Origin of the sequence: Rhodococcus chondri (assembly GCF_036327435.1) — a bacterium.
GTDB lineage: Bacteria > Actinomycetota > Actinomycetes > Mycobacteriales > Mycobacteriaceae > Rhodococcus > Rhodococcus chondri.
On record NZ_JAUZMZ010000350.1, the window covers coordinates 1 to 1,679 of the forward strand.

Here is a 1,679-nt window from a genome sequence, read left to right on the forward strand (position 1 = left end):
TAGCCTCGATTTTTCGCGCGGCCTGACCGGAGGTCGGGTTTGCGTCGTTCGATGCTGATTTCAGTGTCAGGGCACGAGGATGCACCCGACACCGCTCGGGTGGGAGCCCGGTTCCACGGTCCGGGAAGTATCTTTCATCTTGTTCGGTTAGGGAAGCACGGTCAGGTGAAAGCGCAACGGATTCGTTGCCAGGCATCCGCGATCGCCTGTGCCCACTGCCAACTCGCGTCGATCCGCACGCGGACCGCCCTGGCTCCACGGGTGATCCGAGCCGCGACATGCAACACCCGGTAGCGGAACGTGTCGATCTCACAGCGCGCCAGATCCGGATGCTCACCGAAACCGATCAGCTTCGTCCACGCGACCAGATCGGTCGCGGTCAGGACGACCTCGAGCCACGCGGCGTTCGCGTCGAACCGGTGACACGGCAACCCGCGCAGCCCGGACGCTTTGGCCTGCCGGATCCGGTCCTCGACCCGGGCATGCTGACGATGCCGCAACTCCAGCCCGGCCAACCCGCCGGGGACCTGCCCTCTCCCGGTGTCGGTGATGAACCCGGTGATCCGGTGCCCGTCCGAATCGGTGAAGCGTAGCTGCGCCCCCGGGTGCGGGCGTTCCTTGCGCAGCACCAACCGGGTGCCGGTCGGCCAGGCGTCGAGACCGACCAGATCGGTGGCCTCCGCCACCCAGGCACCGTCCCGGACCTCGCCGTCGGCATCGATCGCCGCCGTCCACGCCGCTCGTGCGGTGAGGGTTTCGGCGGCAGCGCGGACACGATCGTCGATGGTGAAACCGAAGGAGAAGCCGACTCCGGCGGCGCGACAGGCATCGGCGAACGCGTGCGTTGCCCCGGCCGAATCGCTGCGGACCAGAATCTTCTGTCCGGCAGGGTCGTGCGGATCGGGTCGAAATGCCGGGGGCAGCGACTCGAGTGCCCAGCCGAGGACGGTGACGTGATCGGCGGCGGTATTGGACCCGGCGTTGCCCGGGCGCAGCAACCCGGCCAGGGCTTCCCCGCCGGCGATGTCGGGCCGGTCCAAAAACGCCAGCAACGGGTGGAAGCCGTAGGTCTTCTTCCAGGTCGCAGCCGAATTCTCTTTGCCGTCGGAATGATCGATGGTGATGGTGGCATCGATGTCGATACGCAGCCACCCCGTATCGGGTGGGGCGGCCCCGGCGGCCCAGGCCTGCTCCCGCGCCCTTGCCCGGGCGGCGCGGATGCCGGGTAGGTGGGCGGAGTCGATCCGTTGGTCGAGCAGTCGCCACATCGTGGTCGTCGACGCGGACGGGCCGAACACGTGCTCGCGCCCGCCGCATCCTTGTGCGGCGACGTCCACGCAGTCGGCGCCGTCGGCGACCGCGGCAGCCAGATCGGCGAACACCGTACCTGGGGAATAGTTCCATGGTCCGCGGTAGGTGTCGGCCAGCACCGCCGTGACCTGCGCGGACAGGCCTGTCAGGTCCGCCATTTCCCGCAGTATTCCCACCCCGGCATGCGAGAGCACACCGTGTCCGTCGGCGGAGACTTTCACCCGTGAACCCGTTGCGTTATTCTTCACCTGCGAAGTGCCTTCCCGCCTGCGTGATGGAACCCTAGAGAAGTCCCATTATGCCCTGCAGGACAGGCGCTTTCGCTTATCTACATGCTCGGATCGGTGAACAACCACGAATTTTCCAGG

The 1,679-nt window shown here is 67.1% G+C and carries 1 protein-coding gene; it reads right to left on the bottom strand.

What is annotated here, in order from left to right:
* Window positions 1–161: 161 nt before the first annotated feature.
* Window positions 162–1,559: an IS1380 family transposase gene (locus Q8814_RS26020; protein ID WP_330154811.1), complete on the bottom strand. Its 1,398-nt coding sequence runs from the start codon at window positions 1,557–1,559 to the stop codon at window positions 162–164.
* Window positions 1,560–1,679 lie beyond the last annotated feature (120 nt).